The sequence below is a fragment of the Hymenobacter siberiensis genome (genome assembly GCF_018967865.2).
GTDB classification, from domain to species: Bacteria; Bacteroidota; Bacteroidia; order Cytophagales; family Hymenobacteraceae; genus Hymenobacter; species Hymenobacter siberiensis.
In genome coordinates this window covers 3,301,985-3,324,800 of sequence record NZ_JAHLZY020000001.1, presented here as the reverse complement: position 1 = coordinate 3,324,800, position 22,816 = coordinate 3,301,985, and the positions used below count along the sequence as shown (strand labels likewise).

The window sequence follows — 22,816 nt, the reverse complement described above, 5'->3', positions numbered from 1 at the left end:
TTGTGCCGTGGACTCTGCGAGTCCGCGCGTGGGCCAGTCTGCGCAGGCATCAGTTCAGAATATTCGTCCACGCGCGGACTCGCAGAGTCCACGGTACACACGGTACAATTATACCCGCAGCGAGAAATGCTGCTTGGGCTGGTTCTTCCGAAAAAAGACCAATCCGACGTAAAACAAATCCACTGTCACCGTCACGTCGGGGTGGATTTTGATGGCCTCCCAGGCCCGCTCCATTTCCTCCGACCAGTGAATGTCGTCGAACACAAACACCGATTCATCGGTGCGGTGGGCCAGGCATAGCTCGAAGTAGCGTAGCGTGGGCTCGTAGCGGTGGTTGCCATCGAAAAAGGCAAAGTCCACGGGTTTGCCCAACGCCGCCAGGGTGGGAGCGAGGGTGTCATCAATATTGCCCTCCACAATGCGCACATTGCCGATGCTGAGCGCCGCAAAGGTTTCGCGGGCCACGGCCGCTACGTTGGGGCAGCCCTCGAAGGTGATGACGGGATGGCGCGAGTCGGCGGCGGCCAGGTAGGCCGTGGTGAGGCCCAGGGAAGTGCCCAACTCCAGAATGGTAGTGGGCCGGAAATAATTGACCAGCCGAAACAGCAGCTGCGCCAGATGGGCCGGCTTTGCTGCCGTGCGGGCAATGTCGGCCACGCGGCGCTGCCTGCCCGCGCCGGTGTGCGAGCCCGCCCCCAAATCGGTAACGCTGATGCTGGTCGGGCTGCCGAGTAATTGCTGCCGCCGCGCCTCAATGGCCCCGTAGGTCCCGTAGGTGCCCTCGTGCCGAACGGCCGAAGTGTATAGGCCGAACACGAACGGCGAGTGTAGGCCATGGGCATTGCCCGAACGAAGCCAGAAGCGGAGGTAGGCGAGGAGTTGAAACAACCTGATTTTAGCTGTTAGCTTTCAGCTGCTAGCCGTTAGCTACTGCTGCCATCAGCAGGACAAAGCTAACAGCTAATGGCTGCCAGCTAATAGCTCAGTTAAGACGATACGGAACCATCAGGGTGAACTCCGGGATTTCTACCGTGAATTCCTGGCCGTTGGCCAGGCGCTCCATGAGGTAGGTGCCGCACATTTTACCCACGCCCGATTTTAGATTGCAGCCGCTCACGTACTGGTGCGACTCGCCGGGCTCCAGCACGGGCTGGCGGCCTACCACGCCTTCGCCCTCTACTTCGCGCACCACCCCATTGGCATCGTGGATGTGCCAGTGGCGGCGCAATAGCTTCACGGTGAACTCGCTGTCGTTGCGAATATCGATTTTGTAGGCGAATACAAAATGCTCCTGGCCGGGGCTGGAGTAGTCGGGCAGGTAATTGGTCGTAACCGAAACGGTGACGCCTTGCGTAGTGGTGGTGGGCATAATCGGCGGAGCTAAAAGGTAGCTGCGGGCGTAACAGCCGCCCGCCAGAATTGGTTTTACGCAAATTTGGCTCCAGAACGCCGCACAAATCCCGTTTATTTTCTCAAAAACTTCAATGGTAAAGATAGCCGAAAGCTGGCGGCCCGTATTGGCCGCCGAGTTCGAAAAGCCTTATTTTCAGCGCCTCATCGCGTTTGTGAAAGGCGAATACGCCACGGCCACGGTTTACCCGGCGGGCTCCAATATTTTCCACGCCTTCGAGGCCACGCCGTTCGATAAGGTTAAGGTCGTAATTCTGGGGCAGGACCCGTACCACGGCAAAAATCAGGCGCACGGCCTGTCGTTCTCGGTGCAGGAGGGGCAGCGCACGCCGCCCTCACTCATCAATATTTTCAAGGAGCTGCAAGCCGATATCCCCGGCACGGCCCCCGCGCCCAACGGCAACCTCGACCGCTGGGCCGAGCAGGGTGTGCTGCTCCTGAACGCCACGCTCACGGTGCGCGCCACCGAGCCGGCCTCGCACCAGAAAAAAGGCTGGGAAGAATTTACTGATGAGGTTATTCGCAAGGTTTCCAACGAGAAGGAGCACGTCGTGTTCATCCTCTGGGGCGCTTACGCGGGCAAGAAGTTGGAGCTCATTGATGAGCGCAAGCACTTGGTTATAAAATCAGTACATCCTTCTCCCTATGCGGCCGATAAGGGTTTCTTCGGTAGCAAGCCTTTCAGCAAAGCCAATGCCTGGCTGGTAGAGCACAAGTTGGCGCCGGTGAAATGGTAAAGGGAGTTAAGTAGTCAGTCATCAGTAATCGGTAGTCAGACAGAAATCAATTGACTGATTCCTAAATAGCTGAAATCTGACTACTGAATACTCATTACTGACTACCTACTTAAGAGTTAAAAGTGAGGAGTTAAGAGTTAGCAGGAATGGCCCTGGCAACTCTTGACTCCTCACTTTTAACTCTTAACTGACCTAATGAATGATATTGAACAAGCGGCTCCAGCGGATTTTGTGCCAGAAGTCGGCGTTGGGGTCCGTTGAGAGCCAGATGAGGACGGCTTTGCCCACGACGTGGTCTTCGGGTACGAAGCCCCAGAAGCGCGAATCTTCCGAATTGTGGCGGTTGTCGCCCATCATCATGTAGTAGTTCTGCTTCAGGGTGTAGCTGGTGAGCATTTTACCGTTCTGGTAAATCATGCCATCCTGCCAGGTAATGCCTTCGTTATGCTCGTAGCGGGCCACTATCTTGAAGTAGATGGCGGCGTTGGCGGGGGAGAGGGCAATGGTCTGGCCCTTTTTGGGGATGGGCAGCGGGCCGTAGTTGTCGAGGTTCCAGTTGCGCGGGGTGGCGCTTATGGCCATCGAGCCGTGGAAATCGGCCACGTCGGGGAATAGCATAACCTGCGGCTGGAGCACCGTCATGTCCTTCACGTAGGGCTGCTTTTTGAAGTAATCGGCCGCCGTCTGCGTGCAGCTGATGGTGTAGCCGTAGGTGCCCTGGGTGGGGCCGGGCACGGCCTGGGGCATGCCGCCGGGCTGGTCGTAGTCGACCACGCCTTGGGCGCGCAGGGCGGCCAGCACCTCATCGTTGGGGTTGTCGACCTGCATGAAGTACGTGGTTTGCAGGCCGAGAGGCGTCACGCCGGGCTTCCCGTTGAGGAATACCTTGCCGTCTCTGATTTCGAGGGTATCGCCGGCCACGGCCACGCAGCGCTTGATGTAGTTGGTGCGCAGGTCGGCGGGGTATTGCGTTTCGTGGGGCACATGGAACACCACCACGTCGTTGCGCTTGATTTCTGAGAAGCCCGGCAGCCGGAACGTGGGCAGCTGGATGAGGTCGGAATAGCTTTTCATGCCCGTGCCCCAAAGGGTTTGGTGTGTGAGGGGCACCTGCAAGGGCGTTTGGGGCGTGATGGGGCCGTAGTGCAGCTTGCTCACAAACAGGTAGTCGCCCACCAGCAGCGACGATTCCATGCTGGGCGAGGGAATCGTGTACGCCTCAAACGTGGCCCAGCGAATGAGCGTGGCGGCCACGATGGCAAAAATCAGCGAATCGGCCCATTCGCGGGTTTTCGTTTTGGTCGGCTGGGGCGGAGTGGTGGGGTCGGTTTTGAGCAGGGACATGGGGGGAGCAAGCTTGGGCTTGGCAATGAATATCAGTCAAAGAAACGTAGCAGAATGCCGGGGCCGCGCAGCGCCAGCCTCTAAAGCCGGAAGGACTACAAATCCAGCAGCTCTTTCATTCCGAAAACGCCCGGGCGGCCGGGCAGCCACTCGGCCGCTAGCAGGGCCCCCAGGGCAAATCCTTCGCGGCTGTGGGCCTCGTGCTTCAGCTCCAGCGTATCCACGTCGGAGGTGTAGGTGACGATGTGCGTACCCACCGCGTCGCCGGTGCGCTCGCTGATGATGGCCAGCTCGGCGGGCAGTTCGGTGGGGGCGTTGCGCCAGGTGGTTTTGGTGGGGAAGTGGCGCAGGATACCTTCGGCCGCCGTGAGGGCGGTGCCGCTGGGCTGGTCGATTTTCTGGGTGTGGTGAATTTCGCGCATGGCCACGTCATAGCTGCCGTACTGCGCCATTTTGGCCGCGATGTACTCGTTGAAGTGGAAGAACAGGTTCACACCCACGCTGTAGTTGGAGGCGTAGAACAGGCTGCCATCCAGCTGGGTGGTAAGGGCGCGGGCTTCCTCAAAATGATGCAGCCAGCCTGTAGAGCCGCACACCACGGGAATACCCTGCCCCAGGCAGGTCATCACGTTGGCAAAAGCCGAGTCAGGGTGGGTGAATTCGATGGCAACGTCGACGGTTTCCGGCGTGAAATCGCGGATGTTCGACTGGCTGGCGTGCGGGTCCACAATGCCCGTAATTTCGTGCCCGCGCTGGGCGGCCAGCGCGCCAATGGTCTGGCCCATTTTGCCGTAGCCGATGAGGAGGATTTTCATTTGTTTAGGTAGTCGGAATGCAGTAACTGGCAGATGGAGAGGGGAAAGTGGCCGGAATGCTTATTTCACCCGCAGCGCAAACATGACGCCCGGGGCCGTGGGCAGGAAGCTCGTTTGCCCGGGCACGGCTAGCATGCGGGGTTCCCAGTGCAGGCTCAGGTCATCGCTCACGTCAAAATCCTGGAGGTGGGCATCAACCAGCGCATCCACGATTTGCAGGCCGTAGGCCAGGCCAATGTAGAGGTAGAAAATGTCGCGGTAGCCCCGGTAGAATATCACGCCGCTGTTGAGACCCTCTCTGCTACGCACTAGTTCAGCACCGCTTTTAAATTCCGGGTCGAGTACTTTTTTTCGGCCGGACGTTACCTCATTGTAGGCGTAGGCAAAATCATGGTAGTGCTTTTGGTAATACCATTCGCCGTAAATCACACCGCCCAACGCACCGTACACCAGCGGCAGCTTCCAGTAGCGGTGGTTGTAAATCTGGCCCGCGCCGGGTAGCACCAGGGCCAGCATGGCCGCCTTGCCGGGCCGCGTAAGGCGGATGCCTTTGAAACCAAAGGCGCGGAACATGTGCTCGGTGCGCTTGGCCGAGTCGGCGGCGGCTTTTTGCCTCTTGGCGGCGGGCGTCACCACCACTTCCCGGCGCTCGGTGGTGTCGGCCAGAATGGCGGCCGGGGTACGAGTGGGCGCCGGGTTCGGGTCGAATACCTGCGCGTAGCCAGCGTGGCTGGCCAGCAGGCTACCCAGAAGCAACCCAGCAAAGGCCAGAAAGGAAATCCGTTTTTTCATAACAAACCAGCTAACGGCAAGGGCCGGTATTTAGCGTGCTCCGCGCCCCCTAACGGGCGCGGGCACCAATACGGACGGGTTACGATGGCTGCAGAATGTGCAGAATGCGCTGCATATCCTCCACCGAATCGAAGGCGATTTTGATTTCGCCGTTGCCCTTGGGCGTGGGGCGCACCTGCACGCGCGAGCCAAACCGGTCGGTGAGGTGGCGCTCGGCGCGGCGGATTTCGGCCACCGGCACGGCGGGCGGCGCGGGCGTGGCATCGCCGTCGGTCTTGGGCTTGGCCTCGGTGCCGTTGCGGCCGTAGCCGTTGCGCACCAGCTCCTCCACGCGGCGCACGGAGAGCTCCTCGGCCACGGTTTTGCGAAACAGCTCGACCTGCAGCTTGGCATCGTCGAGGCCGATGAGGGCGCGGGCGTGGCCCATGCTGATTTCGGCATCGCGCAGGCCAATCTGCACATCGGGCGGCAGCTTCAGCAGGCGCAGGTAGTTGGTCACGGTCGTGCGGTTCTTGCCTACGCGGTCGCCCAGCTCTTCCTGGCGCAGGTTGCACTCGCTCAGCAGGCGCTGGTAGCTGAGGGCAATTTCGATGGCATTCAGGTTTTCGCGCTGAATGTTCTCAATCAGGGCCATTTCCAGCATCTGCTGGTCGTCGGCCTTGCGGATGTAGGCGGGAATCGTATCCAGGCCGGCCAGTTTGGAGGCCTGCAGGCGGCGCTCGCCGCTGATGAGCTGGTAGGAGTTGGTGCCGAGCTGGCGCAGCGTTACGGGCTGAATAATGCCCTGAATTTTAATACTGTCGGCCAGTTCCTGCAGCGCTTCCTTATCGAAGTGCGTGCGGGGCTGGTAGGGGTTGGCCTCGATGTGCTCGACGGAAATGAAGCCCACCGAATTGACGGGGTGCGACACGAGCCGGTCGCCGGAGTTGGGCCGGTCGCCTTTTTTCTCGTAGCTGCCTTCAATCAGGGCGTTGAGGCCCCGGCCCAGCCCGCTCTTGCGTTTCACTGCGGCGGCGGCGGCCAGGGCAGCTTGCAATTTCTCTTCGTTCTTCTCTAAAGCCATAGTTCATCGGCCGGGCCCATAAAAGGCACTCGGCAACGGATGTCAAAATTACGGATTGTTGGGCGAAGGGCAAGCCGATAAGTTTGGGGCGAGCGGTTGAGGTTGAAATTAGGCTTTAATACAGTTAGATTTGAGCCCCAGCGGGGCGGCATATCGGTAGCAAAACCAGGGCGTGAGAATGGCGAAGCCCCAGCGGGGCGACACTCGTTCAACGAATGCCGCCCCGCTGGGGCTTTAAGAATCTGGAGAAGCTGGAGTTGCTACCGATATGTCGCCCCGCTGGGGCTTTTCAACTGCTCAGATTATCTTTATAGAGGTTCTACATCAGTTGGGAATCGGCTCCATTGGCGCCAAAGTGATGCATCATCAGATTATTTATCTGTGGCATTCCTTCCATTCCAAGCCCGATTCAGATGGGAATAGACGTGGGCGATATCAATTTGGAGTTCAATCTCGCCGTATTCACAGTTGTTATACAGTTCTTTGCACAAGTTTGATAGATGCTCTTGCGCATCCTCTAACTCGTACATAAAAGTTGCCCAAGCAGCCGGGTCGGTTCGTCTATCAATCATAATCTGAACCGAAAATCAAACCCTAAATCCGCTCGTCCTCCGCCGTTTCCTCGGTGGCTTCCACGCTGTTCTTTTCCACGATTTCGCGGGCCAGGTTGAGGTAGCTGATAGAGCCTTTACTCTCGGCATCGTGCAGGATGACGGGGATACCGAAGCTGGGCGACTCGCTCAGCTTCACGTTGCGGGGAATGATGGTATCGAAGGCCAACTGCTGGAAGTGCATGCGCACTTCCTCCACCACCTGGTTGCTGAGGCGCAGGCGGACGTCGTACATCGTGAGCAGAATGCCTTCGATTTCGAGTTCGGTGTTGAGGCGGCTCTGAATAATTTTGATGGTATTCAGGAGCTTACCCAAGCCCTCCAAGGCGAAATATTCGCACTGCACCGGGATGATAACCGAATGCGCCGCCGTAAGGGCGTTGACGGTGATGAGGCCGAGCGAGGGCGAGCAGTCGATGATGATGAAATCGTACTCGTCGGCGAGGGGGCGCAGGGCCTCCTTCATTTTCTCCTCGCGGTTGGGCAGGTTTATCATCTCCACCTCGGCCCCCACCAGGTCGATGTGGGAGGGCATGAGGTCGAGGTGGGGCAGAATGTTGGTGGGCACAATGATGTCGCGGGCATTAATGCCGTCCACCATGCACTCGTAGATGCTGTTCTGGATGTCCTTGGGGTCGTAGCCCACGCCCGAAGTGGCGTTGGCCTGGGGGTCGGCGTCGACGAGCAGGGTCCGGTAGTCCAGGGCGGCCAGGGACGCCGCGAGGTTAATGGAGGTAGTGGTTTTGCCCACGCCGCCTTTCTGATTGGCTACCGCGATGATTTTTCCCATTGGAGTTAGTTTCTAGTTTCTGGTTTCTAGTCGCTTGTTAATGGTCGTTTTGGGTGCTGGCCCACTGAGCCCGCACTACTAAACAAGAAACCAGAAACAAGAAACGAGAAACTTTCCTGCCGTAGCATTGCACAAAGATACATTCTTTCCCTGTTCGCATGGCCCCTTTTTTGGTTCGTTGGGCTGGCTGCTCGGCTAAACTGTTTGGACTTTCGGTGGGCACGCTGGTGCTGGCTGGCTGCCACGACGCGGCCCGCCCGGCCGCCGATGAGCGCCGCGTGTTCCGCTACAACCAGCCCGAAGCCCTGTCCTCGCTCGACCCCGCTTTTGCCCGCAACCAGGCCAACTCGTGGGCGGTGTCGCAGCTGTTCAACGGGTTGATGGAGCTGGATTCGACGCTGTTGCCGGTGCCCGCGCTGGCCCGTCGCTACACGATTTCGCCCGATGGGCGGACGTATAATTTCGTGCTGCGGCCGGGCGTGCGGTTTCACGACAGCGACGTTTTTGCCAGCGGCAAGGGCCGGGAAGTGAAGGCGGCCGACTTCGTCTACAGCTTCAAACGAATTTTAGATGCGGCCACGGCCAGCTCGGGCGGCTGGATTTTTCGGGGCAAGGTGCTGGAGAAACCCGATGGCAGCATCAGCGACACGGCTTTTGTGGCCGCGAACGACTCCACGCTGCGCATTCACTTAAAGGAGCCTTTCATCCCGTTTCTGGGCATTCTCACCATGCCCTATGCCTACGTAGTGCCGCACGAGGCCGTGGAAAAGTATGGCAAGGACTTCCGCGAGCATCCGGTGGGCACGGGGCCGTTCCGCTTTAAGCTCTGGGACGAAGGCAATATCCTGCTCTACGAGCGCAACCCGAACTATTGGCGCACTGACCAGCAGGGCCGCAAACTGCCGTATCTGGATGCCGTGGCCGTGAGCTTTCTGCCCGACCGCAAAACGGAGTTTCTGACCTTTATGCAGGGCAAGCTCGATTTCCTGTCGGGCATCCGGGCGGGCTCGCGCGACCTCATTATGCACCCCGATGGCACCATACGGGCTGATTTTCAGGGCAAGTTCACGGTGCAGAAAGCGCCGTATCTGAATACCGAGTACCTGGGTTTTCAGCTAGATTCGGCCAACCTGATTGGCGAGCAGGCCATTCAGGGCCGGGCCCTGCGCGACAAGCGCGTGCGCCAGGCCCTGAACTACGCCCTCAACAAGCCCGAAATGCTGACCTACCTGCTGAACCGGGTGGGCCACGCCGGCACCTCGGGCTTCGTGCCCACCGCCCTGCCCTCGTTCTCCGAAAAAGAGGTGCCCGGCTACACCTACCAGCCGCAGAAGGCCCGCCAGCTGCTGCGCGCCGCTGGCTACGGCCCCCAGCGCCCCCTGAAACTGCGCCTGAGTACCGTGCTGGAACGTAAGGAGCTGGGCGAATACATGCAGAAACAATGGGCCAACGTGGGCGTGCAGGTGCAGATTGACATCAACCAATCGGCCGCGCAGCAGGACCTGGTGGACAACGGCCGGGTGGCCTTCTTCGCTAAAAGCTGGCTGGGCGACTATCCCGACGCGGAAAACTACCTGGCGCTGTTCTACAGCCCCAACTTCAGCCCCGCCGGCCCCGACAAAACCCACTTCAAAAATGCCGCCTACGACAAGCTCTACGACGAAGCCCGCCGCACCCAGGACGTGGCCAAACGCACGGCGCTGTACCAGGCCATGGACCGCATTGTGGTAGAAGAATCGCCCGTTATCAGCCTTTATTACGACGAGGTAGTACGCCTGACGCAGAACAACGTGCGTGGCCTCACCCCGAATCCCATGAACCAGCTGCTGCTGGAGCGGGTGCGTAAGGAGTAACCATTCACATTAAATTAAACGGTGTTGGCGATGCGGAATTTGCTGGTTTTGCTCTCGACAGTGGTGTTGGCAGTGGCCGGCGAGCAAGGCGTGCGCGCGCAGGCCACCAGGGCGACTGCCGCCGCCAGCCCGCTGACCATCGGCCAAACCTTCACCCTCGAATCGAAAGCGCTGGGCGAAACCCGGCGCATCAACGTGTACCTGCCGCTGGCCTATACCGACTCCGCGACCATCCGGCTGTCCGTGCTGTACATGCCCGATGGCGGAATCGGGGAGGACTTTCTGCACATCGTGGGCCTGGTGCAGGTGCTGACCGGCAACGGTACCATGCGGCCCTTCATCCTGGTTGGCATCGAAAATACCCAGCGCCGCCGCGACCTCACCGGCCCCACCACCAGCGCCGAAGACCGCAAAATTGCGCCCAAAGTGGGTGGCTCGGCCGCCTACCGGCAGTTCATCCGCGAGGAGCTGATGCCGCAGGTGCGGCAGCGCTACCGCACCACCGCTGAAACGGCTATTGTGGGCGAGTCGCTGGCCGGCCTGTTCGTGGTCGAAACCCTGCTGCTGGAGCCCCAGCTTTTCAATGCCTACCTCGCCTTCGACCTCAGTCTGTGGTGGAACAATGGCCAGTTGGCCAAAGAGGCTGCTACCCGGCTGAAGGCACCCGGCCGCCCGGCCGTTAGCGCCTACCTGGCTACCAGCAGCTAGGGCGATACGGCCGCCACGCTCCAGCTGGTGCAGGCCGCTGGCCCCTGCGCCGGCCACTGGCACTACGAGGCCATGCCACAGGAAATACACGCCACCATTTACCATCCGGTGGCGCTGCGGGCTTTTCGAGCAGTGTTCCGGTAATGGCACTGGTGGCCGCGCCAATCAAACACCCAGGCTGATAACGCCATGAAGCATCCGGTTACGTCCGAACGAGTGGTTCAGACGTAACCGGATGCTTCATGGCGTTATCAGCCTGGGCCGCTATTACTACTTCTCTATGCCATTCAGCTGGGCCAGCTGGTCGAACTGGTTGCCGAGATAAATGAAGAGGTTTTTCACGTTTTCGGGGGCACCTTCCTCAACCGTTACGGTTTTGAGCGTGCCGTTGGGCTGGCGGATGGCTACGACGGTGCTGGGCAGGTCGGAGGTATTGCGCGAGTATCGCTTATCGAATGTATCGAAGTGGGCTTCTTTGGCCTGGCGCAGCATATCGGCCACGGCGGCGGCGGACAGTTTCAGGTCGTGCTTGCCCAGCACTGGCACGGCGCGGCGACCTTCGTAGGCCACGCGGCCATCGGCATACACCTGCATGGTGTAGGTCGGGCAGATGCCGTAGCAGGGCGTGCGCTCGAAGGTGATAACGGGGCCCTCGGCCGCAGGAGTGGCCGCCTGAACGGGAGCTACGGTCGTTTGGCCGGCTGTTTTCGCCTTTGCTTTTTTGGTGGGCACACGCTGGGCACAGGCGGGCAGCATGAAGCTGAGGCTAAAGACACTGAGCAGCAGCAGGAGCGAGAAATGGCGCATGGCGGTTGGGGTGCAGAAAGATTGGGGTGAAAGATGGCAATAAAAAGCCGGCAATACGAAAACCGTGCCTATGGTTTCGGATTGCCGGCTTTTAGAATTAGTTAAACCAAAAACGTCATGCTGAACGCAGTTCAGCATGACGTTCAAATAGTAGCAGTGCTGGCTACGATTTGCGCTTGGCTTGCGCCTCGCGCTCCTGCGCGGCCTTCATCGCCTCGGCAATGCGGCCCTGGATGCCGCCGGGCTTCTTGTCTTTGTTCTTGATTTTGTTGGCGTCGAGCTGGGCGCGGATTTTGGTGTCGTCCACGAACGCCTTGGTAGCGGCTTGTTGGGCGAAGGTGATGACGTTCGACACGAAGTAGTACCAGGTGAGGCCCGCCGCGAAGCTGTTCAGTACGAACAGGAAGATAATGGGCATCAGGTAGCTGTAGGTCTTCATGGGGCCCTGCATGGCCGTGTTGGTCTGGTTGCTCTGCCAGGTCATGAGTAGGGTGGAGGCCGTCATCATGAGGGTGAACATCGAAACGTGGTCGCCGTACCACTTCACGTAGAAGGGCAGCTTGATGAATACGTCGTAGCTGCTCAAGTCCTTGGCCCACAGGAAGCTTTGCTGACGTAGCTCGATGGCGTTCGGGAAGAACTGGAACATGGCGAACAGAATCGGCAGCGTGAGCAGGGTGGGTACGCAGCCGCTCAAGGGGCTCACGCCGAAGGTCTGGTAGAGCTTCATCGTTTCCTGCTGCACCTTGGTGGCGTCGTCGCCGTGCTTGGCTTTCAGCTCGTCAATCTCGGGCTTCAGCACTTTCATGCGGGCCTGGCTCTCGTAGGTTTTGTAGGTGAGCGGCCACGTTACCAGCTTGATAAGCAGCACCAGTAGCGCGATGATTACGCCGTAGGACGAGATGAACTGCTCCAGGAAGTGGAACACCGGCAGCACCACGAAGCGGTTCACCCAGCGGAAGAGGCCCCAGCCGAGGTACACGTTGCGGTCGAACTCCGGCGTTACCTGCTTCAGCAGGTTGAACGCGTTCGGGCCGAAGAAGAAGCGGTACTGGCCCCGGCCCTGCTCCACTTCGGCCACCGGAATGGTCAGCGTCGAGCTCAGGGTTTTGATGGTCGTGGAGTCTTCCAGGTTCACGTCGGCGTTGAACGCGCCGCCCGCGAATGGCTGCTGGTCGGCGATGAGGCCGGCCACGAAGAAGTCGTGCTTGTGAGCCGCCCATTTCACGGGGCCGGCGGCCTTGTATTCCTCGGGCTTCTCGCTGGCCTCGGCCAGCGCGCCCTGGTCGCCGGCGGCCAGGTAGTGGTTGATGGTGGTGTGGTTGCGGTTCTGTTTGAGGTCCTGCTCGGTCTGGCGCACCTGGTCCACGAAGGTGAAGGTGAGCGGCTCCTGGGCCACGGTGCGCTCCAGGCCCAGCAGGCGCAGGTCGTACTTCAGCTCGAAGCTGTTGGCGGGCAGTGAGTAGGTCTGCACGATGCTGCCGCCCGCCACCGGCGCGCTGAACGTGAGCACCGAGCCGGCCGCCGACTGCGAAGGAACGGCCTGGAAATTCAAATCCGAAAACCGGATGGTTTTGCCATCTACGGTCCGAAATTTGGTGTCCATGCGGGCGCTCGTGGCATCGAACAAATCGAGCGGCTTGCCGAAGAACGTCTTGTATTTGTTCAGGCGCACGGCCGTGACGCGGCCGCCACGGGTCGAAAAAGTGACGGTGATGTTTTCGTTGGCCAGGCTCATGTCCTTGGCTGCGCCGGCCATGGTGTCGAGAGCCGCTTCCGGAGCCAGGGCGGCTACGGACGGAATGGCCGGGGCCTTGGTAGCGGCGGTAGTCCCGGGCGGTGTTTTGCCAGTGGCTTTTTCGTCGGGGTTCTTCGGGCTGAAGAAGAACAGGTACACGAGGAGCAAGGCCGAGATAAGGAATAGGCCGGTTGCTGAATTTCTATCCATTAGTAAAAAAGGTTGCGAAGGGGCAAAGGTACGGCGGGACGCTGCGCTTAAGGAAGAATGAGGAATTAAGAATGAAGTCGCCTGTCATCCTTCATCTGGCGTCCGCTCAGCGAAGGACCTTATCGCGTTTGCATGGTTTCCCATTACAGCAAACTGCTTGGCGGTGATAAGGTCCTTCGTTGCGTTCAGGATTACAGGCGACTGCCTGTAATCGCGGCCACTTATCCTTTCCTATGCTGAATGGCGGCCCGCACAAAACGCACGAACAGCGGATGCGGATTTTCCACGGTGCTTTTCAGCTCGGGGTGGAACTGGCCGGCCACAAACCAGGGGTGCGAGGGCAACTCAATTACCTCCACCAGGCCCGTTTCGGGGTTGGTGCCGGTGGCTTGCAGGCCCGAATCCTCAAATTGCTTGAGATACTGGTTGTTGAATTCGTAGCGGTGGCGGTGGCGCTCGCTGATGTGGTTGCGGGCGTAGGCTTTGGCGGCTTTTGAGCCCCGGCGCAGGTCGCAGGCGTAGGCCCCGAGGCGCATGGTGCCGCCCTTCAGGGTCACGTTTTTCTGCTCTTCCATCATGGCCACCACGGGGTTGGGCGTGAGAGCGTCCATCTCGGTCGAGTTGGCATGGGGCAGGCCCAGCACGTTGCGGGCGTATTCTACCACGGCCACCTGCATGCCCAGGCAGATGCCGAAGAAAGGAATATTATTCTCCCGCACGTATTTCACGGCGGCGATTTTGCCCTCGAAGCCGCGCTCGCCGAAGCCGGGCGCTACCAGCACGCCATCGCAGCCGTGCAGCAGGCCGGCAATGTTTTCGGGCGTGATATTGTCGGACTGGATGCTGCGCACCGTCACCTTGCACTCGTTTTGAGCGCCAGCATGCACGAAGGCTTCGTTGATGGATTTGTAGGCGTCGGGTAGCTCCACGTACTTGCCTACCAGGGCAATAGTCACTTCCTCGGTGGGGTTTTTTAGCTTGCCGAGGAAATCTTTCCAGGCTTCCAGGTCGGGCTGCAGCGTGCCGCCGGTCAGCTTCAGGCGCTTGATAACCCGCTCATCGAGGCCCTCCTTGCGCATGAGCAGCGGCACCGAGTAGATGCTGTCGGCATCGAGGCTTTCGATAACCGAGTTGATTTTCACGTTGCAGAACAGCGCGATTTTGCGGCGCATCTCGGCCGGCATGGGGTGTTCGGTGCGGCACACCAGGATGTCGGGCTGGAGGCCGGCCTCGCGCAGGTCGCGCACTGAGTGCTGGGTGGGCTTGGTTTTGAGCTCGCCGGCGGCCTTCAGATACGGCACCAGCGTGAGGTGAATAACCAGCGAGTCGGCATCGGGCAATTCCCAACGGAGCTGGCGCACGGCCTCCACGAAGGGCAGGCTCTCGATGTCGCCGATGCAGCCGCCGATTTCGGTAATCACCACGTCGAACTGGCTGTTCTGGCCCAGTAGCAGCATACGCCGCTTAATCTCGTCGGTGATGTGGGGCACCACCTGCACGGTTTTACCGAGGAACGCACCCTCGCGCTCGCGGCGGATGACGTGGTCGTAGATGCGGCCGGTGGTGACGTTGTTGGCCTGCGAGGTGGGCGTGTTCAGGAACCGCTCGTAGTGGCCGAGGTCGAGGTCGGTTTCGGCCCCGTCGTCGGTCACGTAGCACTCGCCGTGTTCGTACGGGTTGAGGGTGCCGGGGTCGATGTTGATGTAGGGGTCGAACTTCTGGATGGTGACTCGGAACCCGCGGGCCTGCAAAAGCTTGGCCAGCGAGGCGGAAATGATTCCTTTGCCGAGTGAAGAAGTGACGCCGCCGGTAACGAAAATGTATTTCGCTGCCGACGCGCTGGGGGAGGGGTTGGAGCGTTCGGGCATGACGGGGGTCAAAAGTACGGCAGCCGAATTTGGTACGCCCAAAAATCTGCGCAGGGCGGGTCTGGCAAACAGGACCCGGCAGCCTGCCGGGCCCCGCTAAGCTCATGGGGCCAGGGCAGATACTGCCGTTTGAAAAAACATTGGGGCAGTATGAACAAAGGATTGCAGAATTGCTCGGGAACGATTGCAGAATTTATGGAAAATGTATATATTTAGTAATGGCGCATTTTATCAATCACCTCGTCCAGGCCTGGGGGCTGAGCCCGGTTCACTACTGGCACCTGCGGCTGCTAACGCCCCTGCTGCTCACGCCCCTGCTCGGGGTACTCTACGTGGTGCTTTTCGACCGGCCCAAGCGTCCGACGGTGGGCCGGCGGCTCTGGCACCAGGTAGGAGCATCGCTGGGTAAGCACGTTCTGCAACTCTGCATGAGGGGCTTGCCCGGCCCGACTTTGCGCGGGCGCAAGCTGGCTGGCGTTTCTTTGGGTTGTTAAACCCAACCCACTGCCCATGCTGCACTCCAGCCTCCTGCTCCTGCTTGCCCTGCTCTTTGCAACGTTTCTGCTGGTGATGCTGGGGCAGAAGCTCGGTATTTCTTATCCGATTTTCCTGGTGCTGGGCGGGCTGGGCATCAGCTTTGTGCCGGGCTTGCCGGAAGTGCGGATTGCGCCCGAAGTGATTTTTTTGGTCTTCCTGCCGCCGCTGCTCTACGAGGGGGCCTGGTACATTCCCTGGCACGACTTCTGGCGCTGGCGGCGGCCCATTATGCTGCTGGCCTTCGGGCTGGTGGTTTTCACGTCGGGCGTTGTGGCAATGGTGGCCCATTGGCTCATTCCGGGCTTTACGCTGGCGCTGGGCTTTCTGCTGGGCGGCATCATCTCGCCGCCCGATGCCGTGGCCGCCGCCACAGTGCTCAAAGACGTGAGCGTGCCCAAGCGCATCACCTCCATCGTAGAAGGAGAGGGGCTGCTGAACGATGCCAGCAGCCTGATTGTATTTCAGTTTGCCCTGGCGGCGGTGGTGTCGGGCACGTTTGTGTGGCAGCAGGCGGCGGTGAGCTTCCTGCTGGTGGCCGGGGGCGGGCTGGCCGTGGGGCTGCTGGTGGCGGGCGGCTTCTACCTCGTTCATAAGTACCTGCCCACCACGGCCAACATCAACACGGTGCTCACGTTTATGACGCCCTACGTGATGTATCTGCTGGCCGAGGAGCTAAAGGTATCGGGGGTGCTGGCCGTGGTGAGCGGGGGCCTGCTGATGTCGTATTTCTCGCACCGGGTATTCGATGCCAACACGCGCCTGCAGGCCAATAGCTCGTGGTCGAGCTTGATATTTATGCTTAATGCGCTGGTATTCATGCTTATTGGCCTGCAGCTGCCCATTGTGGTGAATGGGCTAGGGAACTACTCCCTGTGGCAGGCCATCATTTATGGGCTGATTATGAGTGGCGTCGTTATCGGTGTGCGGCTGCTGTGGGTGTATCCGGGGGCCTTCCTGCCGCGCTGGCTGAGCCGGAGCGTGCGGGCGAGCGAGCCCAGCCCCGGCTGGCAGGGGCCGCTGGTGCTGGGGTGGGCCGGCATGCGCGGGGTGGTGTCGTTGGCGGCGGCCCTGTCGGTGCCTTTGCTGGCCAACGGGCAGGCTTTCCCGCAGCGCAATCTCATCCTGTTTATCACCTTCGTGGTCATTCTGGTCACGCTGGTGGTGCAGGGCCTCACGCTGCCGCTCATCGTTCGCCTCACCAAAGTGGCAGCCCTGGAAGACCGTGACCCGCTCGAAGAGCAGGAAGCCAGCGTGCGCCTACACCTGCGCACGGCCGCCGTGAAGTACATGCAGAAAAAATACGGAGTTGAAATTCAGAGCAATGAGCTGGTTGCCCGCCTCCATCAGCGCATGGAAACCGAGGTGAGCCTCACGAGCCATACCCTCAATTCGCTCGATGCCGACCAATCGGGGCGCGATGCGCTGCGCCAGTACCACCGCGTGCTGCTCGACGTGCTGCGGGTAGAGCGCGAGGCCCTGACGAACCTGCGCCACCACGACTCGTACGACGACGAGGTGTTGCGCCAGCAGGAAGCCCAGCTCGATTTGGACGAGGCCAAGGTGAAGCACATTGAGCGATAAAAAGTAGCGCGGACTTTGCCATCCGCGCTACTAAAAAAACAAACTGCCGGGCTTACACCAGCGTGCGCAGGGCCTCGCGGCTATAGCCTTTCAGCTCTTCGGAGCGGCCCTGTTGAATCTTCTCCACCCAGTTCGGGTCCACAATCAGCTGGCGGCCCACGGCCACGAGGTCGAATTCGTTGCGGTCCAGCCGGCGCAGCAGCTCATCGAGGGCGCGCGGCTCGGAGGCTTCGCCCGCGAAGCCGGCCAGAAATTCGCCCGACAGGCCCACCGAGCCCACGGTGATGGTGGTTTTGCCGGTGAGCTTTTTCACCCAGCCGGCAAAGTTCAAATCGGAGCCTTCATTCTCGAATTCCGGCTCCCAGAAACGGCGCTGTGAGCAGTGGAAAATATCCACGCCGGCCTCGGCCAGGGGCTGCAGCCAGGCTTCCATTTCCTGGGGTGTGTGGGCCAGCTTCACCTCGTAGTCCTGCTGCTTCCACTGCGAGAGGCGCAGGCTGATGACGAAATCCTCGCCCACCTGACGGCGCACTTCCTGCACCAGCTCCACGGCGATGCGGCTGCGGCCAGCCAGGGCATCGCCGCCGTAGGCATCGGTGCGCTGGTTCAGGCCGGCCCAGAAAAACTGGTCGATGAGGTAGCCGTGCGCCCCGTGCAGCTCCAGGCAGTCGAAGCCCAGGCGCTGGGCATCGGCGGCGGCCCGGCCGAAGGCGGCAATGGTGTCGGCGATGTCATTTTCGGTCATGGTCTTGCCCGTGGCCTCGCCGGGCTTGAGCAGGCCGGAGGGGCCTTCGAAGTTTTCCGACGGCTTCCAGCCCGAGCGGTGCTCGCTCATCACGCCCATGTGCCAGAGCTGCGGGCCCATCTTGCCCCCGCCAGCGTGCACTTCATTGATGACATGTTGCCAGCCGGCCAGCGCCTGCTCGCCGTAGAAATGCGGAATGTTGGGGTCGTTGGACGAGGCCGGGCGCTCCACCACGGTGCCCTCGGAGAGGATGAGGCCGACCTGGCCCTCGGCGCGGCGGCGGTAGTAGGCCGCCACATCGGTGCCCGGCACGCCGTTAGGCGAGAAGGAGCGGGTCATGGGAGCCATCACAATGCGGTTTTTGAGATGGAGGGATTTCAGCGCGAAGGGCGCGAATAAGGCGTGGGTGGACATAATTCAGGGGGTTGATTTCTTCGTATGATGGAAAAGTTGACAAGAACAGGGCGGGGGCAGATTTTGATTTTTCAGAACGCCATGCCGATTGCAGCCGAGGCATCTCGCGTGCCACCATTAATCCTGACGATTGAATTGCTGCCACACGCGAGATGCCTCGGCTGCGCTCGGCATGGCGTTTTTGCTGTGTGATATTAAAACCGCTAATTACTAACAGGTTGAACGTATATAAATTTTGAGGACTGAATCCAGCCTACCAGGGCACTTTTTCATTTTGGACCTGACGCTTTTTTAAAGCCTAAAATGCCCTGTGAGACAATGGAGGCCCATGACTCCATTTAAATGCGTCCAACCTGAATCACTAATCAAAAAGCCACCCCAGCCCCATTTGCTGCGTAAGTTGCGGCCGATGCTACGCCCATTCTATTTCCTGCTGCTCACTTTGGGCATTACCCAATTATCGGCCTGCGCCCAGTCGGCCTCCGATAAGCCGGCTGCCGTGCCTTTGGCGGTGCGGGTCGGCCAGCCGCTGCCCTGGCTCGATTCGCTGCTGGCCACCTCGCCCATTCTGCGCCAGCACCAGGTGGGCATGAGCCTGGCCTACGCCGACAGCACCCGGCCGTTCTATGGCTATCAGGAGGCCAAATACTTTACCCCAGCCAGCAACATGAAGCTGTTCAGCCTCTACGCCGGTCTGCACATCCTCACCGATTCGCTGCCCAGCCTGCGCTACTTCAGCCGCCGCGACACCCTGTTTTTTCAGGGCACCGGCGACCCCACCCTGCTGCACGGCGACGTGCCCAGCCGCCGCGCCTTCAGCTTCCTGCTGAACCGGCCGGAGCACACCCTGGCCTACTGCGACATAGCCACCGTGGCGCCCTTCGGCCCGGGCTGGACCTGGGACGACTACGGCTACTACTTCCAGGCCGAGCGCACGGCCTTCCCGATTTACGGCAATACGGTGCGCTTCTACGCCACGCCGCCCGCGCCGGTTCGCCACGGCGGCGTGGCAGCCGTGCGGCCGGGGCTGGTGCCGCAGTCGCGCATTCGGGTGCTGCCGCGCTACTTTGCGCCGCTGGTGGCCCCAGCCCCGGCCGACCTGCGCACACCCGGCCTCGATGCCGACACGCATATCATCCGCGCGCTGCACGAAAACCGTTTCTACGTGCTGCCCACCGCCCGCAGGTGGGTCGATGAAACGCCCTTCATGACGAGCCGCGGGCTGATGCTGCGGCTGCTGGGCGACACCCTGCGCCGGGCCACTAGTAGCGCCATCTGGCGGCCCCGGCCCGGGCAGGACTCCATCCGCACGCTCCACGGGCTGCGCGTGGACTCCCTCTACCGCCGTATGCTGCGCGTGAGCGATAATTTCCTGGCCGAGCAGCTGCTGCTGATGTGCAGCACCAAAATCGGCTACCGCGACTCGCTCAGCACCGGCCGCGTGATACGCTACGCCCGCAAAAGCCTGCTCAGCACGCTGTCCGACCCGGTTTTGTGGGTCGATGGCTCGGGCCTGTCGCGCCTCAACCTCGTCACGCCCCGCACCCTCACCGGCCTGCTCCTCAAGCTGCACCAGGAAGTGCCCGAGCGCCGCCTGCTGAGCCTGCTGGCGGCCGGCGGCGGCCAGGGCACTTTGCGCAAGCGCTACCACGATGCCACCGGTCCCTGGGTGTGGGGCAAAACCGGCACCCTCAGCAACAATCTGAACGTGTGCGGCTACCTGCGCACTAAAAGCGGCCGGCTGCTGGCTTTCACGTTCATGAACAACAACCATGTAGTGGAGAGCGGCCCCATGCGCAACGAGGTAGAACGGGTGCTGCGCCAGGTGCGCGAGCGGCTGTAAACGGGACTCTTTCGGAAACATTAGCGCTTTTTTGTTCGCTATGCAGTAGCGCATCCTGGGTTTTGTCATCCGTGCCAGTCCTGCGAGTTGCGGCCGTGCAAATAGCCACAGTACTTACTTTTGGCTGCGCGCAAAACGCGTAACTGCCATGGCCCACCTACTCGATAACCCCGTTTGGAACGCGCTGATTTCGGGCAATAGCGCCCTGGCCCAGGGTCCGGCATCGGTGAAGTGCTTTGCGGGAGATGTGTCGCCGTTTGTCGGGTTCGAAGTTTTCACGCCGGAGGCTTTTGGGTTGCTGCACGCGCTGGTGCCCGCCGGCCGCGTGCTGGGCGTGGTGAGCCCGGTTCCAATGGCTATTCCGGTCCAATGGCAGGTGGTGCAGCAACTACAGGTAGGGCAAATGGTGCAGGAGCAGCCGGCAGCGGCCGTTTTGTCGGGTCCGCCGCCCATCCGGTTGGGGCCAGCGCACGTGCCCGCCATGCTGGCTCTCACCAAACAAACCAAGCCCGGACCGTTTTTGCCCAATACTCTTGCGTTTGGGCATTACGAAGGCGTTTTTGAAGGCCCTGAGCTGGTGGCGATGGCCGGGCAGCGCATGCATCCGGAGCCGTATGCTGAAATCAGCGCCGTGTGCACCCATCCTGGCCACCTGGGCCGGGGCTATGCCGGCCAGCTCATTCTGCTTCAGGCACAGCGCATTGTGGCGGCAACGGGTATCCCGTTTCTGCACGTAAAATCTGATAATGTTCGGGCCATCAAGCTATACCATCACCTGGGGTTTGTGACTCGCCGGGAGATGAGCTTTTACATCATCCGGAAAAACCCGGCGTAGCGTAGCCTTACGGCCCCATGCCTCCGCAAGGAGTGCCGGGGCCGTGTTCGTTTTGAGGGGTTTTCATTCCGGCATTCCACGCACCAGTTGGATAGGGGAATCCAGGGGAATTGCTCAGCGTGTGTCACCGATTCGTTCTGCACCGGAATGCCTGCTTTCTAGTATAGCACCCGGAACTTGATGGTATGCTCTACGGCACGCAGGGCCTGAATCACGTCGTGGTCGTATTCGCGGTTGATGTCGGTAATCACGTAGCCGATGTGCTCGTTGGTTTTCAGGTACTGGCCCAGGATGTTGACCTGGTGGGCAGCCAGCACGTTGTTGATGTTGGCCAGCACGCCGGGTACGTTGGCGTGAATGTGGATGAGGCGGTGGGCCTGCTGCGTGGGCAGCTGAATATTGGGGAAATTGACCGACTGCTGCGTGTTGCCCGTGTTGATGTACTGCATCAGCCGCTCGGGCACGAACTCGGCAATGTTGCGCTGGGCCTCGGTCGTGCTACCGCCGATGTGCGGCGTGAGCAGCACGTTAGTGAGCCCGCGCAGCTCACTTTCGAAGCTCTCGTTGTTCGTTTTGGGCTCGTGGGGGAATACATCCACGGCCGCGCCGCCGAGGTGGCCGCTGCGCAGCACCGCCGCCAGGGCCGGCACATCTACCACATGGCCGCGGGCGTTGTTGATGAACAGGGCACCCGGCTTCATTTGGGCAAATTCCTTCTCGCCGAAGTAGTTCTCGTTCTCGGGGCGGCCGTCGATGTGCAGCGTCACCACGTCGGATTGGGCCAATAGTTCTTCCAGCGTGCGGGCCTTCACGGCGTTGCCGAGCTGGAGCTTTTCGGCCATGTCGTAGTACAGCACCTTCATGCCCACGGCTTCGGCCACTACCGAAAGCTGCGAGCCGATGTTGCCGTACCCCACGATGCCCAGCGTTTTGCCCCGAATTTCGAACGAGCCGCTGGCCGATTTATCCCACTCGCCCCGGTGCATTTTGGGATTCTTCTCGGGGATGCGGCGGGCCAGCACAATCAGCTCGGCCAAGGTGAGCTCAACCACTGAGCGGGTGTTCGAAAACGGCGCGTTGAACACGGCCACGCCCTTTTTCATGGCCCCGGTGAGGTCAATCTGGTTGGTGCCGATGCAGAATGCGCCGATGCCGACAAGTCGGTTGGCGGCGTCGAGCACGCGCTGGGTTACCTGCGTTTTCGAGCGGATGCCGAGCAGGCTCACGCCCTCGATGCGGGCAATGAGCTCATCCTCGTCGAGGCCGCCTTTCACCTCCTCCACCTGGTAGCCTTCCTGGCGGAAAAGCTCGGCGGCGCGGGCATCCGGATTCTCCAGCAGGAGCACCTTGATGCGGTTTTTGGGGTATGATAAAGTCATGGGAAGTCTTAGTTGGTACAAAAACTCATCGAACGTGGGCAGCACTTCGTCGGCCTGGGCCACCACGGTGGGGCGGCTAACGTTCTCGGTGTAAGCATAGAAGCGGTGGGCCAGCCCTGCTTCGCGAATCTGGTAGTCGGTGTAGCCGTCGCCGAGCACGTACACAGGCCCGTCCAAATTGAGCAGCACCAGCTGGCGGATTTTGCCGCCGTCGCGGCTCAGCACGTTGGCCGGGTCGCAGCCGGTAATGTCGCCCTCGGCATCGAAGGTGAAGGTGTTGGCCAGCACGTGGCCGGGCGTGATGCCGAACTCGGCCACTACCGGCTCGATGAACTCCCGAAAGCCGCTGCTCACCACGTAAATCCTATCCGCGAAGCGCCGGAAGAAGTCGCCGTTGCGCCGGATGCTCTCGCTCACCTTGGTTTTGAGGCGGGCCACCAGCGGCGCGAGGTGGCGCTCATTGGCCCCCAGCAGCGCCAGCCGCCGCGCCAGCGACTCTTGGAAACCGATTTCGCCGGCCATACCCTGGTCGGTGAGGGCCCGGATTTGGGCCACGCGCTCGGCCGCGTCGGGGCGGCCGGCCAGGGCAATATCGGCCAGCTCGTCCAGGCCTTCGACTTGGGTGAAGGTGCTGTCGAAATCGAAAACAAGGTAGGGCAGGGGGGCGGGGGAGGCGGGCATAGGATTGGAGTAGAATCACATAACCGTTACATAAGAAAACGGCAAATACAGCGAA

19 protein-coding genes are annotated in these 22,816 nt (G+C 60.6%); 7 read left to right on the top strand and 12 right to left on the bottom strand.

What is annotated here, in order from left to right:
- Positions 1-108: 108 nt before the first annotated feature.
- Both KQ659_RS14775 and apaG read right to left on the bottom strand, forming a co-directional pair.
- Positions 109-888, bottom strand: coding sequence for an O-methyltransferase (locus KQ659_RS14775; protein ID WP_262905494.1), 780 nt, complete (start codon positions 886-888; stop codon positions 109-111).
- Between the two features lie 94 nt (positions 889-982).
- Entirely contained in the window at positions 983-1,369 is a 387-nt protein-coding gene (gene apaG / locus KQ659_RS14770) for a Co2+/Mg2+ efflux protein ApaG (RefSeq protein ID WP_168674439.1), read from the bottom strand.
- Between the two features lie 115 nt (positions 1,370-1,484).
- On the opposite strand from apaG, the gene KQ659_RS14765 reads away from it, so the two are divergent.
- Positions 1,485-2,147 (top strand): uracil-DNA glycosylase, encoded by a 663-nt coding sequence (locus KQ659_RS14765; RefSeq protein ID WP_216688317.1) that lies wholly within the window; start codon positions 1,485-1,487, stop codon positions 2,145-2,147.
- 192 nt (positions 2,148-2,339) lie between these two features.
- Here the strand turns inward: KQ659_RS14765 and lepB are convergent, their stop codons facing one another.
- From lepB to KQ659_RS14740, 5 genes are all read right to left on the bottom strand, one after another.
- Complete coding sequence (gene lepB / locus KQ659_RS14760) at positions 2,340-3,491, bottom strand: signal peptidase I (RefSeq protein ID WP_216688318.1); 1,152 nt, start codon at positions 3,489-3,491, stop codon at positions 2,340-2,342.
- A gap of 95 nt (positions 3,492-3,586) precedes the next feature.
- Positions 3,587-4,306 (bottom strand): 4-hydroxy-tetrahydrodipicolinate reductase, encoded by a 720-nt coding sequence (gene dapB, locus KQ659_RS14755; protein ID WP_216680358.1) that lies wholly within the window; start codon positions 4,304-4,306, stop codon positions 3,587-3,589.
- A gap of 60 nt (positions 4,307-4,366) precedes the next feature.
- Positions 4,367-5,098 (bottom strand): DUF5683 domain-containing protein, encoded by a 732-nt coding sequence (locus KQ659_RS14750; protein WP_216680359.1) that lies wholly within the window; start codon positions 5,096-5,098, stop codon positions 4,367-4,369.
- 79 nt (positions 5,099-5,177) lie between these two features.
- The gene (locus tag KQ659_RS14745) at positions 5,178-6,161 is read right to left on the bottom strand and encodes a ParB/RepB/Spo0J family partition protein (protein ID WP_216680360.1); all 984 of its coding nucleotides are present in this window, start codon (positions 6,159-6,161) and stop codon (positions 5,178-5,180) included.
- A 594-nt stretch (positions 6,162-6,755) separates the two neighbouring features.
- Complete coding sequence (locus tag KQ659_RS14740; RefSeq protein WP_168674432.1) at positions 6,756-7,562, bottom strand: ParA family protein; 807 nt, start codon at positions 7,560-7,562, stop codon at positions 6,756-6,758.
- Positions 7,563-7,720: 158 nt separating this feature from the next.
- Here KQ659_RS14740 and KQ659_RS14735 point away from each other — a divergent pair, with 158 nt between their 5' ends.
- The gene (locus tag KQ659_RS14735) at positions 7,721-9,415 is read left to right on the top strand and encodes an ABC transporter substrate-binding protein (RefSeq protein ID WP_216680361.1); all 1,695 of its coding nucleotides are present in this window, start codon (positions 7,721-7,723) and stop codon (positions 9,413-9,415) included.
- Between the two features lie 30 nt (positions 9,416-9,445).
- Entirely contained in the window at positions 9,446-10,123 is a 678-nt protein-coding gene (locus KQ659_RS14730) for an alpha/beta hydrolase (protein ID WP_216688319.1), read from the top strand.
- A 270-nt stretch (positions 10,124-10,393) separates the two neighbouring features.
- On the opposite strand, the gene KQ659_RS14725 is transcribed toward KQ659_RS14730, so the two are convergent.
- The 3 genes from KQ659_RS14725 to KQ659_RS14715 all read right to left on the bottom strand — a co-directional run bounded on the left by KQ659_RS14725 (position 10,394) and on the right by KQ659_RS14715 (position 14,746).
- On the bottom strand, positions 10,394-10,930 hold the full coding sequence (locus tag KQ659_RS14725; protein ID WP_216680363.1) for a DUF6438 domain-containing protein: 537 nt from the start codon (positions 10,928-10,930) through the stop codon (positions 10,394-10,396).
- A 163-nt stretch (positions 10,931-11,093) separates the two neighbouring features.
- A complete protein-coding gene (gene yidC / locus KQ659_RS14720) occupies positions 11,094-12,878 on the bottom strand; it encodes a membrane protein insertase YidC (RefSeq protein WP_216688320.1) in 1,785 nt (594 codons plus the stop codon).
- A 221-nt stretch (positions 12,879-13,099) separates the two neighbouring features.
- On the bottom strand, positions 13,100-14,746 hold the full coding sequence (locus KQ659_RS14715) for a CTP synthase (protein ID WP_216680365.1): 1,647 nt from the start codon (positions 14,744-14,746) through the stop codon (positions 13,100-13,102).
- A gap of 218 nt (positions 14,747-14,964) precedes the next feature.
- Between KQ659_RS14715 and KQ659_RS14710 the strand changes: the two genes are divergently transcribed.
- Together KQ659_RS14710 and KQ659_RS14705 are read left to right on the top strand one after the other, a co-directional pair.
- The gene (locus KQ659_RS14710; protein WP_216680366.1) at positions 14,965-15,240 is read left to right on the top strand and encodes a hypothetical protein; all 276 of its coding nucleotides are present in this window, start codon (positions 14,965-14,967) and stop codon (positions 15,238-15,240) included.
- 16 nt (positions 15,241-15,256) lie between these two features.
- A complete protein-coding gene (locus tag KQ659_RS14705) occupies positions 15,257-16,864 on the top strand; it encodes a Na+/H+ antiporter (protein WP_226915782.1) in 1,608 nt (535 codons plus the stop codon).
- Between the two features lie 52 nt (positions 16,865-16,916).
- Here KQ659_RS14705 and KQ659_RS14700 read toward each other — a convergent pair whose 3' ends face one another.
- Positions 16,917-18,023: an NADH:flavin oxidoreductase gene (locus KQ659_RS14700; protein ID WP_216680367.1), complete on the bottom strand. Its 1,107-nt coding sequence runs from the start codon at positions 18,021-18,023 to the stop codon at positions 16,917-16,919.
- A gap of 409 nt (positions 18,024-18,432) precedes the next feature.
- Here KQ659_RS14700 and KQ659_RS14695 point away from each other — a divergent pair, with 409 nt between their 5' ends.
- A complete protein-coding gene (locus KQ659_RS14695) occupies positions 18,433-19,866 on the top strand; it encodes a D-alanyl-D-alanine carboxypeptidase (protein WP_216688321.1) in 1,434 nt (477 codons plus the stop codon).
- Positions 19,867-20,014: 148 nt separating this feature from the next.
- On the top strand, positions 20,015-20,701 hold the full coding sequence (locus tag KQ659_RS14690) for a GNAT family N-acetyltransferase (RefSeq protein ID WP_216688322.1): 687 nt from the start codon (positions 20,015-20,017) through the stop codon (positions 20,699-20,701).
- Between the two features lie 158 nt (positions 20,702-20,859).
- Here KQ659_RS14690 and serA read toward each other — a convergent pair whose 3' ends face one another.
- On the bottom strand, positions 20,860-22,761 hold the full coding sequence (serA, locus tag KQ659_RS14685; RefSeq protein WP_216680370.1) for a phosphoglycerate dehydrogenase: 1,902 nt from the start codon (positions 22,759-22,761) through the stop codon (positions 20,860-20,862).
- Between the last annotated feature and the right edge of the window lie 55 nt (positions 22,762-22,816).

What these genes read in the sequence shown, in the direction of transcription:
- KQ659_RS14700 (WP_216680367.1), bottom strand. Translation starts at nt 18,023, where the DNA reads ATGTCCACCCACGCCTTATTCGCGCCCTTCGCGCTGAAATCCCTCCAT.
- KQ659_RS14750 (WP_216680359.1), bottom strand. Translation starts at nt 5,098, where the DNA reads ATGAAAAAACGGATTTCCTTTCTGGCCTTTGCTGGGTTGCTTCTGGGT.
- KQ659_RS14730 (WP_216688319.1), top strand. Translation starts at nt 9,446, where the DNA reads ATGCGGAATTTGCTGGTTTTGCTCTCGACAGTGGTGTTGGCAGTGGCC.
- dapB (WP_216680358.1), bottom strand. Translation starts at nt 4,306, where the DNA reads ATGAAAATCCTCCTCATCGGCTACGGCAAAATGGGCCAGACCATTGGC.
- KQ659_RS14745 (WP_216680360.1), bottom strand. Translation starts at nt 6,161, where the DNA reads ATGGCTTTAGAGAAGAACGAAGAGAAATTGCAAGCTGCCCTGGCCGCC.
- yidC (WP_216688320.1), bottom strand. Translation starts at nt 12,878, where the DNA reads ATGGATAGAAATTCAGCAACCGGCCTATTCCTTATCTCGGCCTTGCTC.
- KQ659_RS14765 (WP_216688317.1), top strand. Translation starts at nt 1,485, where the DNA reads ATGGTAAAGATAGCCGAAAGCTGGCGGCCCGTATTGGCCGCCGAGTTC.
- KQ659_RS14705 (WP_226915782.1), top strand. Translation starts at nt 15,257, where the DNA reads ATGCTGCACTCCAGCCTCCTGCTCCTGCTTGCCCTGCTCTTTGCAACG.
- KQ659_RS14695 (WP_216688321.1), top strand. Translation starts at nt 18,433, where the DNA reads ATGCTACGCCCATTCTATTTCCTGCTGCTCACTTTGGGCATTACCCAA.
- KQ659_RS14735 (WP_216680361.1), top strand. Translation starts at nt 7,721, where the DNA reads ATGGCCCCTTTTTTGGTTCGTTGGGCTGGCTGCTCGGCTAAACTGTTT.
- KQ659_RS14690 (WP_216688322.1), top strand. Translation starts at nt 20,015, where the DNA reads ATGGCCCACCTACTCGATAACCCCGTTTGGAACGCGCTGATTTCGGGC.
- KQ659_RS14715 (WP_216680365.1), bottom strand. Translation starts at nt 14,746, where the DNA reads ATGCCCGAACGCTCCAACCCCTCCCCCAGCGCGTCGGCAGCGAAATAC.
- KQ659_RS14725 (WP_216680363.1), bottom strand. Translation starts at nt 10,930, where the DNA reads ATGCGCCATTTCTCGCTCCTGCTGCTGCTCAGTGTCTTTAGCCTCAGC.
- KQ659_RS14740 (WP_168674432.1), bottom strand. Translation starts at nt 7,562, where the DNA reads ATGGGAAAAATCATCGCGGTAGCCAATCAGAAAGGCGGCGTGGGCAAA.
- serA (WP_216680370.1), bottom strand. Translation starts at nt 22,761, where the DNA reads ATGCCCGCCTCCCCCGCCCCCCTGCCCTACCTTGTTTTCGATTTCGAC.
- apaG (WP_168674439.1), bottom strand. Translation starts at nt 1,369, where the DNA reads ATGCCCACCACCACTACGCAAGGCGTCACCGTTTCGGTTACGACCAAT.
- lepB (WP_216688318.1), bottom strand. Translation starts at nt 3,491, where the DNA reads ATGTCCCTGCTCAAAACCGACCCCACCACTCCGCCCCAGCCGACCAAA.
- KQ659_RS14710 (WP_216680366.1), top strand. Translation starts at nt 14,965, where the DNA reads ATGGCGCATTTTATCAATCACCTCGTCCAGGCCTGGGGGCTGAGCCCG.